Source organism: Kitasatospora cystarginea, from assembly GCF_039533515.1.
In the GTDB taxonomy this organism is placed as follows: domain Bacteria; phylum Actinomycetota; class Actinomycetes; order Streptomycetales; family Streptomycetaceae; genus Kitasatospora; species Kitasatospora cystarginea.
In genome coordinates this window covers 1-15,590 of the sequence record NZ_BAAATR010000050.1, presented here as the reverse complement: position 1 = coordinate 15,590, position 15,590 = coordinate 1, and the positions used below count along the sequence as shown (strand labels likewise).

Below are 15,590 nucleotides of genomic sequence, written 5' to 3'. Positions count from 1 at the left end.
CGTCAGTTCCCCTCCAGCGCAGCCAGCAGGCGAAGCATCGGTGCACCGGCTGGTTCCAAGGACTTCACCAGGTCGAAGCGCCTGCTGGCGGTCAGCTCGACGCTTCGCTTGTCGGAGCGGGAACCGCTGAACAGCGCTTCCTGCTTCCAGTCCCGCAGCTTCTTGCGGTACGGCTCGAGGCTGGCATTGATGCGGTCGCGGTACGCCTCCTCGCGGCCCTTCAGGTAGTGCTCGGCAGCGTCGATCGCAGCCGGGACCTGAGCCTGGAGCCGGGGAAGGTCGTTCGGCTGGGAGCGGCCGGGCATCTTCGGTCCGACGTGGACGCGAGCGAGGAAGGCGTCGTCCATCGGCTCGACCGGGTCGGCTGCGCCAGGGGTGACGGCCATCCACTCGACCACGGTCGGACGGCCGCGCCGGTTGGAGTAGATACCCTGCACGAGGAATACCGGGGCTGGCACATCTGCGGCGAGGACCGGAGCCTGGTGGCGGCCGATCTCGACCAGGACCTTGTCGGTGAGCCACTCGAGCACTGGGTGGATGTCGGTGACATAGGAGACGTTCGGCCACATCGACTCCGAGGACTCGCGGGCGGCCTTGAGTCGCTCGTTGGCGAGTTGCTTGGAGAAGGTGACGCGAAGGCGGCCCGGCGCGGTGCGACTGGGCAGGATGCGTTGCTCGTCGAGATAGGACTTCGGCAGGGCCCGGAAGCGGTAGGCGAGGTCACGTGGTGGTTCGAACGCAACGGTGCCGTCGGCGTCGCGGCGCAATGACAGCTCGTCCTCGGGGCTGGTGCGGCAGATCTGGCGCAGGGCCTCATCGAAGTAGTCGGCGGTTGTCTCGAAGAGGTGAGGGACGACTGCCCGCGGTACTTCGCGGTGTTTGGGGGCGGCGCCGACCTGGCCGAGCAGGCCAGCGAGGAAGGCGGTTCCGCTCTGCCGGGACTGCTTGATGGACTCCTCGACGGTGCGACCGGCGATCAGGTCCTTGGTGAGACGGCTTTCCTCGTCCTGGGCGCGGTAGAGGCCGGTGACGGCCTCGGCCGTCCCTTCGATCTTGTGGGCCTCTTCCTCGCGCTTGAGGAGCTTCTCCCCGACAAGCCGGTCGTCGAGGCTGCGCTCGCCACGCCAGGGCACGTCGCTCGTGAGGATGAGCGCGCGGAACTCGGGGCTGATGGCCTGGCCGTAGCGGTCGATGCGGCCGTTGCGCTGTTCAATGCGGATCAGCGACCACGGCAGGTCGTAGTGGATCAGCAGGTGGCACTGCTGGTGCAGGTTGACGCCCTCGGAGGCGATGTCGCTGGTGAACAGGATGCGCATCGGGTCGTCGCGCAGGCCGAACCTCTCAAGGATCTTACGCTGTTCCTCATCGTTGGCGGCGTCGCCGTGGACGAGCTGGACTGCTCCTCCGTAGGCCAGCCAGGGTTTCTTCTCGTCCGGGCTCGTGCAGACGGGGAAGTCGAGGGCGGCGGGGACAGCGGTGGCGAGCCAGGTGAGCGTGGGGACGCTCTCGGAGAACACGACCACGCGTGTGTCGGATCCAGGTCCGACGCCGAGCTTGCGCAGCTCTTCGCGCAGGGCGGCCAGCTTGGCCGAGTCGCCGTCGCCGATCCGATCCGCCAGGTCCCGCAGGTCCTTGAGGGCCTTCCTCTCGGGCAGCGAGGCGGGGTCGTCGAGCTTCGCGAGGTTCGCGAGCCGGGTGGTGATCGTCGTCTGCAGGGCTCGGTGGGATGAGAGGAACGCCTTGAGCAGGGTGTAGGGGAACAGCTGCTGGCGGCTGACAGAGGCGGACGACTCGTCCCGAGGAATCCAGCGCGCGGCCAGCTCCTCGATGACCGCGTTCTCCTTGTCGGTCGCTGGCGCCGGAATCGGCAGGGACGGCCCTCGGTCGGCCCACGAGTCCTTGAGGGAGTCCTTGACCTCGGGAGTGGTCTTGGTACGCCGGATGTAGAGGTGCCCGAGGTCCGCGACGTCGTACTTGGAGGTGTCGGCGACGGCGGCTGGGTCGAGCAGGCGAACCAGTTCGGCGAAGGACTTGGAGTCACCGTTGTGCGGGGTCGCCGAGGCAAGCACCAGGGCGTCGGTCCGCGGGGCGAGCAGGCGGGCCAGCTGATTACGGTACGAACCCTGGGCAATGAGGTTGTGCGACTCGTCGATGACGACCGCGTCCCACTCGGTATTGGCCAGATGGTGCCCGTAGAGGTCCTGGTTCTTCAGCGTGTCGACCGAGACGATCACCCGCTTGAAATACGCGAAGGGGTTGCGCCCGGAGGGGACCTCCTGCTGAACACGCTGGATGCCGGTCGAATCCAGACGGACCAGCGGGATGGCGAAGCGTGTCCACAGCTCCCGCTGGAACTGCTCGAGTACGTGCTGCGGGGTGACCACCAAGATCCGCTCGCCGCGGCCCCGGCGGATCAGCTCCGCCAGCAGCACGCCGATCTCAAGTGTCTTGCCGAGGCCGACTACATCGGCGATCAGCAGCCTCGGCTGGGGGTTTCCCATCGAGAGTGCCAGCTCGGCCGGCCGCAGCTGATGGACCTGGTCGTCCATCAGGAAGTTGCCTGCCAGTCCCAGGCCGTGCTCGGTCTGAGGAAGGAACGACTTGCGGATCACCGCTTCCAGGTACAGGCGGGCTCGGCGGTGGTTGGGCGAGTCGTCTGCGACCAGCCGAGTCTCGCGCGGGTCGAGGACCTTGATGTCGTCGAGACGCTCGTAGAACACCGCTTCCATACCGCGCACGAACGACGAGACCCCGGTGACCTCCACCATCCAGCCGTCATTGGTGGTGGGGATCACGTTCCGCACAAGCCACTGCTCGTCCCGGACAACCACCTGGGCACCCGGCGGGTAGACCACTGCGGCCCTACGGAGACGATGATCACCATCACCGATGGGCTCCGCGCTCTCAGGCCGCCACTCCTGCGACATGTCGTGCCCGCCCTGGCCCGGCCCCTCAGGGGCCTCGGCCGTTCCAGCGTCCACTCCGACGGTCACGCGCGCACTCCCACTACTTCATCCACCACTGTCACTGTGATCGCCCGTATGCCGGTTGTCGCTCACCGGGCACCAGCTGTGCGCGACCCGTATCCGCAAGCCTGGCAGCTGGCACCGACACGTCACCGTACCCGCCAGCTACAGCTCCGGCTTCTGCGCGTAAGCATCCCTGAGCTCCTCAGCGATCCGTTGCGCTGCCGGAACCCGAGGCCGACGCTCAGGTACCCCGTCAGCGGGAGTCTCGTCCGACATCGCCTCCATCGGCCGCTCGTCGACTGGCGGCGTCGGTGTATCGGCGAACTCCACCGTGGGTCCGAGCGCCCCAGGTGGGCCATCGAGCGGGCTGACCAGGTCGTGCTCGTCGAGGAGCACCGCCTGTTGCAGGATCCGGTCCTCTACATTCCGGTCGGGCGACGCCGTACGATCGATGTCGTCCTTGCCATTGCGCCGCGCAGTGCGGTTGATGAGCGCGCGACGCGCCTCAGCCGGCGGCAGCTGGAGCTGCCCCATGAGGTCAGTGCACGCCTTGGCCACCTGATCCAGATCTGGTCGGTCCGCCGCCTCGTGCGCAAGCATCGACGCGATCAGCGGCAGCAGCGCTTCCGGCACACCGCTCAGATCCGGCGCGCGGTCCCGGTTCGTCACCTGGGCCGCGATAGCCTCCCACCGGGCGCCGTCATACGGATAGTGCCCAGCCGCCGCATAGAGAAGCACCGTACCCAGCCCATACACGTCAGCGGCCGAGCTTAGCTGCGTTGTGTGGCCGGCGGCCTGCTCCGGCGGCATGCATCGGATGGTCCCGATGATCGACCCGCTCTTCGACAGAGAGCCCTTGGCAGCATCAGCGAACGCCGCCAGCCCGAAGTCGATGATCACCGGGCCGTACTCGCCAAGGATGATGTTCTGCGGCTTGAGGTCCCGGTGTAGCAGCCCAACAGCGTGCACAACGCCAAGCCCCTCGGTGAGGAGCGCACCGAGACTGGCCACCAGCAGCGGCGGGAGAACCGAGTCGTCGTCGACGCACTCCAGCAGCGTCCGCCCCGGCACGTACTCCATGGCCATCCAGGGCCGGTCGGCGTACGGGTCGGCATCCAGGAACCGGGCCACCCGGTTGGTGCCAATGACGGTACGGGCGACTCCCGCCTCTTTCTCGAAGCGGGCCCGAGTCTCAGGATCGAGGCGGTCCGCCCGAATCAGCTTCACCGCCACCGGATCGCCGGCTGGCGAGTAGGCCAGGAAGACCTCGCCCATGCCGCCGCAGCCCAGCTTCCGCGCCACCGTGTAGCGGCCAATCCGCGTGGGCATCCCCGCCATGACTGTGCCCGCTCCCCTTCGCAACCATTGCCCGACACCAGCCGAGACTCTTCGTTGCCGATCAGCCTAACGGGTGGCGCTGACCGAACGTATGGGATCTTGCAACCTGGGGTGACGCAGCAGGCGGCTTGGAATCCCCCATGCGTATCTCCGTACGCACGATGGCTCGGCTTCCCGGTGGGGAGCACCAGGCTGGATACCGTGATCGACACAAATGTGACCGTGCCGGCGCAGGGACTCTGGGCTCCACTCTCACCGCAGGAGGTGACCGAGCTGCTGGCCGAGGCAGCCTTCCCCTGGTGGATCGCAGGTGGATATCCCATCGAGCTGGCCGTTGATGAGGCGTTCGCGAGCACGGTGATGTCGACGTCAGCCGATGATCTCCACAGCAACGACCGGCAGCACCCTCCGCGAAGAACCCACGCCAATTCTAACTGCCCGCCAGCTGATGCACCGTCCGACGACATCCGGTCACCCCGTGGATACCCCGCCGCCCAACCGGCCTTCTGCTGGCCTCGACCGGCGTCTTCCGGGCACCTCCGCACGAGCCCATCGCCCAACGCGCCGCCTTGGAGGAATCGAACAAGAAGGCGCGAGCCTGGCGCTTTGCCACCTGCGGCTCCGTTGCGCCCGCTCGAGCATCCTGCGCGTACGCCTCGCTCCCGCCTCGACGGGTGCGCCCCCGCGCAGTGCCAAGGTGCCGAAGTGGCGGTGCGGCACCGGTTCTCAGAGGCCCGCTCGGAACATCGGGGTCACGCGCTCCATTCCTTGTCGACGCAAGTGAGATATGGGCAACATGCCCTAGTTTTCAGTAATTAGAGCAGATAGGTTGTCCGGCCTGCCCACCGGATCGGTCGGTGGCGAGGTCTAGGGGGGACCGTGACGCTGAGGATGTTCCGCTTGGATGGCGGCAAGGCGGTGGAGATCGCCAGCTCGGCGGCGGCGCTGGAGCGGCACCTTCAGACGTGCATCGAACACAACATGACGACGATGCTCGGGATCCGATTCCTGGACTCGGAGGTGTCCACCGGCCCGGTGCACGCGGGACGGATCGACTCGCTGGGCCTGGACGAGGATGGCTCGCCCGTCGTGGTCGAGTACAAGCGCACCCGCGACGAGAACGTGATCAACCAGGGGCTGTACTACCTGGCGTGGCTCCGTGATCATCAGGGCGACTTCGAGGCCTTGGTCGCGCGCGTGCTCGGCCCCGAGGCGGTGGAGCAGGTCGACTGGACGAGCCCGCGGATCATCTGCATTGCCGCCGGCTACAGCAAGTTCGACCGGCATGCTGTTGGCGAGATCGACCGGCGCATCGACCTGGTGCAGTACCGCCGGTTCGGCGACGACCTGCTGTCGCTGGACCTGGTGACCTCCAGTGCCGGGACGTCCGCGCGCGCAGCCGAGCGCCAGCCGGGCCTGCAGGCTACCGGTCGCAAGACGATGGCGCAGCGGCTGGCCGGTGCGCCGGCGGCGGTTCGGGATCTGTACGAGGATCTGGATGGTCGGCTGCTCGCCTTTGGGGATGCGCACGCCGTGGAGTTGAAGCAGTACGTGGCCTACCGTCGCGGGGGCAACTTCGCGACCGTTAAGGTGCTAACCACCGGGCTTCGTGTCTTCCTTCGGCTCGACCCGCGGTCGATAGTGCTGGAGGAGGGCTTCACCCGGGACGTCACCGATGTCGGGCACCACGGCACCGGAAATCTTGAGGTGCGGATCAACTCCGCGGCGGATCTCGACCGGGCGATGCCGCTGCTTCGGGCCTCCTACGAGGCGGTGGCGTAGCGGTTTTCTGACGGCCTGGGTCTGATTCGGTGTGAGGCCCGGGCGTTGTAGTGCTTCGTCGGTCTTTCCCCTCAGAGGCTGTCGTGCAGGCGGGCCGGTGCGCTGGCCGGGCGATCCGCGGCGCCCGGCCCGTGGGCTGCGGGACGGGGGCTCAGGTCACTTCGGGCACAGGCCAGAGCGGCAAGTGCTACAGCTCCGCCGATGGCCAGGAGAGCCGCCGAGGCGAGCGGATGCGTTGCGAAGGTACCGGCCAGGGCGGTGCCGGTCGCGCTGCCAACGCCCAGGGTCAGGATCAGCCACGCGTACGTCTCGGTCGTGTCGCCAGCGGTGAGGCTGTCCACCATCATGTATGCGCTCGCGATGACGACGGGCAAGAATAGTCCAGGCAGTACCGCGAACGCGGCGGCGACGGTTGGGCTCGGAAGTGTGAGCAGGGGAAGCCAGCACAGGGCGTATCCAGCGGCGGCTGCGAGGAGCTGGGAGTGGAGTGTTCCGGGCCAGGTGCGACGGCCGAAGATGAGTCCGCTGGCGAAGGAACTGGTCGCAAAGGCTGCTGGGATGGCACCTGCCAGGAGGTCTGCGTGGTGTCGGGCTGCCATGTTGACGGCCCAGACCGTCATGGCGCCGGCTGCGAAGCCGGTGCCGGCAAGGGCCAGGAGGAGCAGGCGTATTCCGTTGTGGCGCAGGGGGCTTGTGGCGGTGTGTCTGGGTGCGATCGGCGTCCAGGTGCGTGAGGCGCTTGTGGTCAGGACGGTCGCTGCACCGGTGAGGCCGAGCGCTGCGGTCACGACGAGCGCGGTGGAGGGGCGGTGAGTGCTGGCCAGGACGGCGACCAGCATGGGTCCGACGATCTGGAGGATGCCCTGGCTGCCGGTGTCGAGAGCGAGGGCGGCTCGGCGTTCCCCTGGGTGAGGCAGGACAGTGCCCCACAACGCGCGGAGGCCAGCCTCCAGCGGTGGGGTGCATGTGCCTGCGAAGAGGATCACCGTGGCGGACAGGAAGGGATGTTCGGGTCCGCCAACAGCAGCGAGTGCCACCAGGCCGCCGGCGTTGATGGCTGCGGCAGGACCAGAGACTCGGGTCTGGCCGTAGCGGGCCATGAGTCGGCCCTTGACCGGCTGGGAGAGCGCGGAGGCCAAAACGTACAACGCGCTGAGCAACCCGCCGAGCGCACCCGTGCCGGAACCAGTAGCTGTGATCAGCAGGATCCCCAACGGCGCCATGGCGTTGGGCAGACGCCCGACGAGGGTGCCCGCCAGCAGCCGGAACACGGACTGCGTCCGCAGGACTCCGAAGTAGGTAGCGGGTCTCTTGACGGCCGGGTCGGTTATGCGGGAGCTGATAGTCGTCACCGACCCCGCCATCGCGATGCTGGCGCGTCGGCAGTGGGTGGCCAGTTGTAAAAGGAGGCGCGGGCGTTGGGGACGTCGAGGTCGAATAGCGCCGACGCGGGGACGTGATGGCCTGCGTAGCGCAGATCCTCGTCGGAGTGGGGGCGGCGTTCCACGGAGCGTTCCTTCGGTCGGGGTTGGCGTGGCGGCGGAATGGTCGGCGGGTTCGGTGCGTGGGTGGCATCGCTGGCGAGAAGGTCGTCGGCGCGGCCGGGCTGGGGCTGGCGCCAACGGATTGGCTGCTCCAGAGTCGGGCGGCATGGATCTGCTCCGGGCCGGCGATGGGCTCCCGGCAGAGGGAGCAATCGGTCGCCTGGTGGTGGTCAGCGTCCTCGTGGATGCGGTCCGCCCGGCTCCGGGCCTTCGGCACCGCCGCATGCCTCCTGGCGGGGCGCGGCGGTAACGGTGCGGGCGCGGGCGGCGGCTGCGCGCGTGGTCCCATCAGCACTTGAGTTCGCCGCGTGGTCGACGGTCTGGTCCTCGTTGTGTGTCTCGGCTGGTGCCGGTTCGTCTTCCAGGCCCTGGCCAAGGTGGGCGAGAAGGTCCTCGTCCATCCAGTCACGGTCGCGCTTCAGCGGGGCGGGGTCGGTGAGCGCGCGGGCGAGGGCGTCGACGATGACGGCGGGTGCTGCGGTGGTGAACATCGCTTGCCAGTACGGGGGGTATCCGCCGTTGCCGCGTGGGCCGATCTCGACGTACAGGTGGGGGTGGGCCATGAGGTCGAGAGGGTCGCCCGGCGGGTCGAGTCGTACCTGGACGCGGGCGAGTTCGTCGGGCGCCTCCAGGTCGAGGACACCCTGCTTGTAGGTGCTGCGCCAGCCGGCGTCGCGCAGCGTGCGGATCAGGGCCTGGCGGTCGGCGGGGGTCTGGAGGGCGGGGTGTGCCTCGCCGGTCCAGTCGGTCGAGGAGCCGGTGCGGGCGAGTTCCTCGGTGACGGCCATGATGATTTCGGGCGGGACTTCTTCGGAGAACGCTGCTTGCCATTCGGGCGGGCCGAGCGGCTCCTTGGCTGCGGCGATGCGCCACCGGGCTCCTGGGTCGAGCTGGCCGTCGCCGAGCCGGAAGCGGTGGTCCGGAGACCAGGCGAAGGTCTGGCCCAGCTCGTGCGAGGTGCTGCGTCCCCAGGCCCACTGCTCGACCAGCCGGTCGAAGACGCGGTCGGTGTGCTCGCGACCGGCCAGGTAGGTGGGGGTGATGTCGATCGCGGTGTCTGGGTCGGCGGGGATGTGGGGCCTCCTTGCAGGTCGCGCGACTGTCGGGGCAGGGGCGAGCGGCCCCGGCTGCGCGTGGGCGTGGCCGGTGCGGGCGAGAGCGGGGTGTTCACGGGCCTGGCGCTCGAACACGCTGGTCAGGTAGGGGTCGATGCCGAGGCCGCCGATACCGGAGGCGGCGAGGAGGTCGGCGGCGTACTCGATGCGCACCATCGCGTCCAGCGGATGGGTGCCGACGGGCAGTTCGTGGAACCCGACGGCGGGCTGGTAGGCGAAGCCGGCCTTCTCCAGGGCCTTGGCGGCCTCGGGACGGCGTTCGGGCCGGGCGCCTATGGCGACGACGGTGGTGCCGAACGTGCCGAAGGTGATGTCGGACATGGTCTCTCTGGTGGCGGGGGCGTCAGCGGGTGCGGCCGGGCTTCGGCCCGGTTCCCGGTAGCACCGCCGGTGGAGTCATCCGAGCTGTCCTGCCATGGGCCGGTGCGGCGCGGGTGGTGGCGGCCTGCTGCCGTTCGGCCTCGTGTCGGTGCCATGCGAGGCCGATGAAGCGAGCGGGAGTATCGCTCAGGCGTCGGTCGATCTCGCCCAGGTCCCGTGCGGCCTCCGCGAGCAGGTCGGAAAGATCGTCCGCCGGCGCGGTTACGAGCCGTGCGCACCAAGCGGAGGCGGCTTCGGTCAAGGTGGTGAGTTGGGCCAGTACGCCGCCGGGGCCGAGTACGCCTTCGATCAGCTCCGCAGCCGCGTTGTGCTCGCTGCCGCAGGTCAGGAGTTGATCTGCCTGCTGCGCGAGGGCCCGGGTGAAATCGGCGATCGGCGTGGGCTGGAGGGGGCCGACGGGCGGTGCTGCCACCGCGGCGGCGGTCGGCGAAGGGGTGGACGAGTGGTGGTCGCGCTGGACGTGGTCGATGGCGGTGTCCTCGTGAAGTGCTGTGGCTGTTCTTCCCGTTGAGCCGCTCTACCTGGTGCGTCTGGTCTGGGCGGGCAGCGGGACGGTGGGGGCTGTCGTCGGGGTGGCCGGCGTAGTGCTGCGGTCGGCGGTGCGGGCCTTCGCCGCTTTCGTACGGGGGTTGAGGCGCACGTCGTCACGGTGGAGGGAGGGGATCTGGTCGGCGCTGCGGGCGACGGGCTCTGGGTTGAGGGTGGCCTCCAGGACCGCGACGACCAGCGTGTGGGGGACGGGGCCGTCGAAGCTGGCGTACCAGCCCTGGTACGCCGTCTCGGACGGTTCCGGCTGCTGGCCGGCCATCAGTTGGAACGCGAGGCGCTGCGGGTCGGCTTCGGACTCGCCCCGGCCGAGCCGGTGGCGCCAGAGCACGGCGCCCGCCAGGCCCTCGCCCGGCGAGCGGTACTCGGTGATGGTGGCGAACTGCCCTTCGTTGACCCAGCCCTGGCGGCGCAGTGCGCGCAGGAGCGGTGCCGGCTTGCCGGGGCTCTGGAGGGCCTGGTCGCCGTCGTGGGCGAGTGCGTCCGCAAGGTGTCCGGTGATCTCGGAGACGATCTCGGCCGGGGTGCGCAGGTTGATGTCGATCGTCCACATCGGCGCGGCGGCCGGCTGCTGGCGTGCCTGGATGCGCCAGACCTGCTGGTCGAGGGTGTCGGTGGTGTGGGTGATCACCGCTCGCCCGCAGGGGCTGGCGGCCGTGGTGGTGTCGTTGCCCTGTGTCCAGCCGCGGTTGGCGAGCGTGTCCCACACGAGGGCGGGATCGCCCGGTCCTGCGAGGTGGCGGGGGGTGACGGGGATGGGTGCGGTGATGGTGCTCTCCTGCTCGGGAGATGAGCCGCCAATGCGACGAGGGTGCTGGGTGAGCGAAGTCAGCGCCGCCGCCCGGCGGGCGTGGTGGATGTCCAGACGACATTCGACGCCCCGATGGCCGGTGCGCTCCGGATGATCCTCGGTGCGGAGCGCACCCGGGCCGCCGCCCGTTGCACGTCCAGGGGGCTGGGCACGGGGGCGGTGATCGGTGTGATCGTGGCCGTCCTGCGGGCGTAGTAGTCGAGTGCGTCGCGGTATCGGACGACGGGCGCAGGGTCGAGCGCCGCGGTGGCGGCGGCCTCAAGGATGCGGGCGGGCGTGCCGCTGCTGAACCTCCCGTACCAGCCCGCAGAGTTGATGGTGCCGATCGTGTAGCGGCCGTCCTGGCCAGCCTGTTCGGCGTCCTGTGGGTGAAGTGGTTGCTGCCGGTAGGTGATGCTGGCCAGATTGTCCGGCGAGCGCAGCGTCAGACGTCCGCGCTCGACGTCCCGCGCATTCCATCCGGCGGCGGCGTAGGGCGCGATCCACTCCACCGGGTCGGCGGTGCGCTCGCTGAGCCAGGCGTTGTCGTCGAGGCGGTACATACCGGCGAGTTCCGTGGTGACCGCGGTGACGATCTCGATCGGGGTGTCGGCAGAGAAGTTGGCCACCCATGCCGGCTCGGCGAAGGCGTCCGGCGCGACGGCGATCTTCCACAAGGTGTCCCAGTCCTGCTCGGGGATGAACCCGATCCGGATGCGGCCGTCCGCAGTCGAGACGAAGAAGTTGCCCAGCTCGTCGTGGTGGCTCTCGGTGTGCGGCAGGTCCAGGACGGGCTGTAGTGCGGGGTCGCCGATGTGCAGGCTGCCGGCCAGGTAGACCGGGTGGACATGGACGTCGCCGTCGATCTCCTGCGCCTGGGCGGCAGTCGTCATGGTCAGGTGGGCCTCCGTACGGGGCGGGCTGCCACCGAGGGCGCCAGCGCCGGGGTGTGCTGGGCCGCGGGCGGCCCGGCGGGCACGGTGCGCCGGACCGCGGCCTGCATGCGGACCGGGCGCGGGCTGGGCCGGATGTCGAGGCGCCCACGGTCCTGCGTTCCGCTTAATTCGGGGGCTCTGGAGTTCCTGCCGGGTTGAAGGTGCAGGTCAGCAGGTTGAAGGCTGGTGACACGGGCAGATTCGCCTAGAGACGCGATTTCGCGGATTCGCCTGCGCTGACCTGGAGTTGGTCCGTAAGGTCTGGAGTCGTGTATGTGAAGACGACGAAGCGGGAGAACAAGACCGGCACTGTCCGGTACCTGCACCTGGCCCACAACGAGTGGGATCCGGTGAAGGGCCGGGCGGTTCCGAAGGTCCTGTTCACGTTCGGCCGCGAGGACGACCTCGACCGGGACGCGGTGAAGCGCCTGGTCACGTCTCTATCGAGGCTGCTGGAGCCGGGTGAGGCGCTGGCCTCGACCGCGGCGGGTGACCTGGAGTTCGTCTCGTCGGTCCCGTTCGGCGGCACCTACGTCCTCGATCATCTCTGGCGGCGGCTGAGGATCGACCAGATCGTCGGGCAGGTCGGACAGCCCAAACGGGGCCGGCGCCGGGACATGTCGGTGACCGAGCGGGTGCTGTTCTCCCTGGTCGCCAATCGGGCCCTGGCGCCGTCGTCGAAGCTGGCCGCCGCGGACTGGGCCACGCACGACGTGCATGTCGAGGGCCTTCCGGCCACCGACGACGACGCCTGCTACCGGGCGATGGACTGGCTCCACGAGGTGACCGAAGACCTGGAGAAGCGGGTGTTCGACGAGGTCGCGAACCTCCTCAACCTCGAGGTCGACCTGCTGTTCTTCGATACCACCAGCACCTACTTCGAGCTGGAGGAGGCCGACGAACCCGCCGCCCGCGACGACAGGGGCCGCCTCCTCACGGACGACTGCCCGCGCGCCGACGACGGCGAGCCCGCGGATCAAGCCGGGTTCCGCACCTTCGGCAAGTCGAAGGACTCCCGCGAGGACCTGCCGCAAATCGTGATCGGGATGGCCGTCACCCGGGACGGGATCCCGGTCCGCGTCTGGTCCTGGCCCGGCAACACCGGCGACCAGAAGCTGATCCGCCAGGTCAAGGACGACATGCGGGACTGGACCCTGAGCAAGATCGTGTGGGTCACCGACCGGGGATTCTCCAGCGAACGCAACCGCCGCTACCTCCGCCAGGGCGACCACGCCTACATCGTCGGCGAGAAACTCCGCTCCGGCAGCCCGGAGGTCAAGGCCGCCCTGTCCCGCCAGGGCCGCTACAGCGAGATCACCGGGAACATGCGGGTCAAAGAGGTGCGGATCTCCGACACCGAACGGTTCGTGATCTGCCACAACCCCGAAGCCGCCACCCGTGACCAGCACATACGCGAACAACTCGTCGCCCAGCTCACGTCCCTGATCGAAGACACCGACAAGCTCAGCGACTTCAAACGCGGCGAACTCCGCGGCAAGCTCACCGACAAGCCGGGCCTGAACCGCTACCTCCGCACCACCCCGACCGGCAAGCTCCGCATCGACACCGCGAAGGTCAAGGCCGAGGAGAACCTCGACGGCAAGTACCTGCTGCGATGCTCCGACCCGCATCTGTCGGCCGAGGACATCGCCCTCGGCTACAAGCAACTCCTCGAAGTCGAGCGGGGCTGGAGGGACATGAAGCAGATCATCGACCTGCGGCCCGTCTATCACCGGCTCGAGGAGCGCATACGCGCACACGTCGTCCTCTGCTGGCTCGCCCTGCTGCTGATCCGCATCGTCGAGACCACCACCGGCGCGACCTGGACGACCGTCCGCCGCGAGCTCGACCGGCTCCACCTCGGCACGTTCACCGGCCCTACCGGCCTGTTCCGGCAGGTCACCGCCCTCACCAAGCCCCAGACCGACCTCCTGGCCAAGCTCGGCATCCCCGCACCGAAGCAGATCATCGCCCTCGAACCCGCACCCCGCTGACCAGCACGAACACCAGCGCCTAGAGAAACGCCTCTCAGGCGCCGTCACCCATGTCCGCGCAGGTCAGGCCCCGTATTCGTGACTCCAGGCCGCTGAATTACGCGGAACGCAGGACGGTGGGCAGTGGGGATTTCCGCGCGGCGCCGTATCGCGGGCTGCGGGTCGGTGAGGTGGTCCAGGGCCACAGCGATCAGGCGGGTGGGCATGGCCTTGGAGAGCTGCGCCGTCCACGCCGTGTGCGGGAATTCCTCGGGATGCCGGACCCAAAGGGTGACTTCAGCCATGTGGTCCTGACCGTCGGGCTCGTCGTAGAACGCTCCGCCGTCCCACCGGATGAGTCCCGCGGTGGCGTCGGGCGCCCGGAACGCCATGCCATCAAGTGTGCTGACGTCCTGCCAGCCGCACTCGCGCATCTGGTCCACCAGCTCGACGCGGGTACTCCGCCGGCCCCACAGGGCTTCGTCCCGCACTGCCTGGCTGCCGTAGGACAGGGCGTGCGAGTACGCGCTGGCGACGGCGAGTGGGATCTCGTGTGGGGTGCCCAGATCGAAGCGGGCATGCCAGGCCAGTTCGCCCACTGGGGAGTCGTATCCGGCAACGGTCCACCGGGTGTGGCTGACACCGGGCTCGTAGTCAAGTTGGATGCGGCCGGTGAGACAGTCGCTGATCGCGACGCTGGTGTCTCCACCGTCGCAGGCGTAGCGGGCCCAGGAGCGGTGCTCGATGAGGAAGTCGGCGAACGCGGCGTCCCCGCTGGCCAGGTCGCCGGGCCCGGCGAGAAAGCCGGGGCTCACGAGCACTTGCTGCCTACCGGGCACGGTGATGGCGCCGACGCCGTCACCGGCCACGGGCTGCCTCCGAACCGCGCCGCGCCACCGGGTGGGTGCGCAGGAAGGCGCGGTGGGCCATCGGAATCTGCGAGGCTCGGCGTGTGTATCGGCCGGGGTCGGTGACGGTGCGAAGGGCCGCGAGGATCACGCTGGTCGGCACGGTCAGGCTGAACTCGGCGGTCCACCAGTCCTCTTCGCGGCCTGGCGCTCCGGCGCGCAGGACGTAGGCGACGCGACCAGGCACGGGGTCGTTGTCGGTGTTGCGCAGGTGAAGGGATGCGGTGCCGGTGGGCGCGGTGAAGACGCAGCCGTGGGGGCAGCAGGGTGACCAGTTGGCACGGGTTGCCTCTGCACGCAGGGCCTCGGTCGTGTCGGCGTGGGCGTCGTGGCTCCACAGCTGCTGCGCCCGCTCGGCGTCGGTGGGCTGGTCCAGGAGGTGGGCCAGGTGGCGGGCGGAGGCCATCACCACTTCGGCCGGGGTGCGCGCGTCGAAGGCGGCGCGCGAGTAGTTGGTGACGTCAGTGGTGAAGATCTTCCAGCGCTGCTTGTCCCAGGGCTCCTCGTCGAGGTCGAGTTCGATGCCTGCGGCGCCGCTTTCGTGCTCGGCGACGAGGCCGTCGTCCGCGGACAGGGACCAGTCCTCTCGTCCCTTGGTGAACGCCCAGAGCGCGTCGAACTCGGTGTGCCGGCCGCCGGGGCCGGCGAGGTACCCCGGGTAGACCACCATCGGCATGTCGTGGGCGGTCGAGGTGGCAGGCGTCGTCATGTGTCGTCTCCGGTAGCGGTGGTGGGGCAGCGGCCCCGGACGGGTCCGGGGCCGCCGGGCAGGATGGGAAGGGTCAGAACAGGCCGGCGGCGCGCTCGGCCAGCAGGATCGCTGCGACCTTCCGCGCGCGCCTGGCGCTGACGGGAACGCCTCGGGCGCGCACTCCCTCGGCGATGGCCCGGGGTCCGGTCCGGCCGGTCTGCGTGACGACCTCGCGGGCGAGGGCGAGGACGGTCTCGAGCGGCACCCACTGCGGGCCGTTCGGGCTCCGGTCCGGTCTCTGTGCCTGCTCGGCGGAGTCGGCGCCCTCGTGGTGGGCGCCGGGCTCGCCTGCAGGGCCGTCATCGTCCTCGGTCTGGAGGTAGGCGCAGGTGCGGTCAGCGGCGAGCAGGTGACAGGCGGCGGCGATCAGATGGCCCGGCATCGTCTGGTCGAACCAGGCCCGCCAGCGGCGGCCGTCCGCGGCCCGGCCCCACATCCGCCATTCGGCTCGGCGCGGGTTACTAGGGCCTGTGTGATGTTGTGATCAATCAGCGGTCAGCAGGAGATCATCGATCCAGATCATCGAGGCGCGGAGGTGAAGGCCGGCGAGGTAGCTTT

The 15,590-nt window shown here is 69.2% G+C and carries 11 protein-coding genes and 1 pseudogene; 2 read left to right on the top strand and 10 right to left on the bottom strand.

Annotated features, from left to right (window positions below; translation table 11 throughout):
- Positions 1-2: 2 nt before the first annotated feature.
- Positions 3-2,804 carry an SNF2-related protein gene (locus ABD369_RS35040; protein WP_344640675.1) on the bottom strand — a complete coding sequence of 934 codons (2,802 nt, stop codon included), beginning with the start codon at positions 2,802-2,804 and terminating at the stop codon, positions 3-5.
- A 327-nt stretch (positions 2,805-3,131) separates the two neighbouring features.
- Entirely contained in the window at positions 3,132-4,298 is a 1,167-nt protein-coding gene (locus ABD369_RS35035) for a serine/threonine-protein kinase (RefSeq protein ID WP_344640674.1), read from the bottom strand.
- A gap of 888 nt (positions 4,299-5,186) precedes the next feature.
- Between ABD369_RS35035 and ABD369_RS35030 the strand changes: the two genes are divergently transcribed.
- Positions 5,187-6,089 carry a DUF5655 domain-containing protein gene (locus ABD369_RS35030; protein WP_344640673.1) on the top strand — a complete coding sequence of 301 codons (903 nt, stop codon included), beginning with the start codon at positions 5,187-5,189 and terminating at the stop codon, positions 6,087-6,089.
- Between the two features lie 71 nt (positions 6,090-6,160).
- Here the strand turns inward: ABD369_RS35030 and ABD369_RS35025 are convergent, their stop codons facing one another.
- The 5 genes from ABD369_RS35025 to ABD369_RS35005 form a co-directional block, all read right to left on the bottom strand.
- Complete coding sequence (locus ABD369_RS35025) at positions 6,161-7,441, bottom strand: MFS transporter (RefSeq protein WP_344640672.1); 1,281 nt, start codon at positions 7,439-7,441, stop codon at positions 6,161-6,163.
- A 362-nt stretch (positions 7,442-7,803) separates the two neighbouring features.
- On the bottom strand, positions 7,804-9,069 hold the full coding sequence (locus ABD369_RS35020) for a DUF317 domain-containing protein (protein WP_344640671.1): 1,266 nt from the start codon (positions 9,067-9,069) through the stop codon (positions 7,804-7,806).
- A 22-nt stretch (positions 9,070-9,091) separates the two neighbouring features.
- Positions 9,092-9,541, bottom strand: coding sequence for a hypothetical protein (locus tag ABD369_RS35015; RefSeq protein WP_344640670.1), 450 nt, complete (start codon positions 9,539-9,541; stop codon positions 9,092-9,094).
- Between the two features lie 105 nt (positions 9,542-9,646).
- Positions 9,647-10,384: an SPDY domain-containing protein gene (locus tag ABD369_RS35010; protein ID WP_344640669.1), complete on the bottom strand. Its 738-nt coding sequence runs from the start codon at positions 10,382-10,384 to the stop codon at positions 9,647-9,649.
- A gap of 119 nt (positions 10,385-10,503) precedes the next feature.
- Positions 10,504-11,358, bottom strand: coding sequence for an SPDY domain-containing protein (locus tag ABD369_RS35005; protein ID WP_344640668.1), 855 nt, complete (start codon positions 11,356-11,358; stop codon positions 10,504-10,506).
- Positions 11,359-11,669: 311 nt separating this feature from the next.
- On the opposite strand from ABD369_RS35005, the gene ABD369_RS35000 reads away from it, so the two are divergent.
- Positions 11,670-13,394 carry an IS1634 family transposase gene (locus ABD369_RS35000; protein WP_425557842.1) on the top strand — a complete coding sequence of 575 codons (1,725 nt, stop codon included), beginning with the start codon at positions 11,670-11,672 and terminating at the stop codon, positions 13,392-13,394.
- Between the two features lie 44 nt (positions 13,395-13,438).
- Here the strand turns inward: ABD369_RS35000 and ABD369_RS34995 are convergent, their stop codons facing one another.
- The 3 genes and pseudogenes from ABD369_RS34995 to ABD369_RS34985 all read right to left on the bottom strand — a co-directional run.
- The gene (locus tag ABD369_RS34995; protein ID WP_344640666.1) at positions 13,439-14,188 is read right to left on the bottom strand and encodes an SPDY domain-containing protein; all 750 of its coding nucleotides are present in this window, start codon (positions 14,186-14,188) and stop codon (positions 13,439-13,441) included.
- Between the two features lie 43 nt (positions 14,189-14,231).
- Positions 14,232-14,990 carry a hypothetical protein gene (locus ABD369_RS34990; RefSeq protein ID WP_344640665.1) on the bottom strand — a complete coding sequence of 253 codons (759 nt, stop codon included), beginning with the start codon at positions 14,988-14,990 and terminating at the stop codon, positions 14,232-14,234.
- A 73-nt stretch (positions 14,991-15,063) separates the two neighbouring features.
- Positions 15,064-15,498 (bottom strand): annotated as a pseudogene (locus ABD369_RS34985) (DUF317 domain-containing protein); the annotation flags it as partial.
- Between the last annotated feature and the right edge of the window lie 92 nt (positions 15,499-15,590).

Coding starts and splice junctions, on each gene's coding strand:
- ABD369_RS35035 (WP_344640674.1), bottom strand. CDS start 4,298: ATGCCCACGCGGATTGGCCGCTACACGGTGGCGCGGAAGCTGGGCTGC.
- ABD369_RS35020 (WP_344640671.1), bottom strand. CDS start 9,069: ATGTCCGACATCACCTTCGGCACGTTCGGCACCACCGTCGTCGCCATA.
- ABD369_RS35005 (WP_344640668.1), bottom strand. CDS start 11,358: ATGACGACTGCCGCCCAGGCGCAGGAGATCGACGGCGACGTCCATGTC.
- ABD369_RS34990 (WP_344640665.1), bottom strand. CDS start 14,990: ATGACGACGCCTGCCACCTCGACCGCCCACGACATGCCGATGGTGGTC.